A 425-nucleotide genomic window follows, 5' to 3' on the forward strand; every position below is an offset into this window, starting at 1 on the left:
CTGGCCTTGGCGCAGGCATCGGCCTCGGGGTCGGTCTCGACCTCGGTGTCCGCCTCGGCTGCGGTTTCAGTGACTGAAGTGGCTGCGGTTCGCCCGGAGTTCGGTGAGCACCCCGCGCCCGTCGCCCTTCAACCCGGTGACGCCCTCGCCCTGTTGAGCAGCAACGCCCTTGCTCTCGCTCAAGCCGCCCTGGCCTGGCGGGAGTTGGACGCCCTGCTGCGGGCCACGCATGTCGTCGCCGCGCTCTCGCTCGCCGCTGTGTCCGGGTCGGCCGAGGCGTACGCCGCTCCCGTGCACGCGCTGCGGCCGTACGCCGGTGCCGCGCACGCGGCGGGGGAGGTGCGGCGGCTGCTGGGATGGCCGGAGGTGCCGGTCGTGGCCGCGCGGCGGGTGCAGGATCCGTACGGGTTCCGGGCGTTCCCGCA

At 74.4% G+C, this 425-nt stretch carries 1 protein-coding gene; it reads left to right on the plus strand.

Annotated elements, in window-relative coordinates; translation table 11 throughout:
- Positions 1–78: 78 nt before the first annotated feature.
- On the plus strand, positions 79–425 hold a 347-nt coding region (locus AOK24_RS51830; RefSeq protein ID WP_240554365.1), incomplete at its 3' end, for an aromatic amino acid lyase.

It is taken from the genome of Streptomyces niveiscabiei (assembly GCF_001419795.1).
Lineage (GTDB): Bacteria > Actinomycetota > Actinomycetes > Streptomycetales > Streptomycetaceae > Streptomyces > Streptomyces niveiscabiei.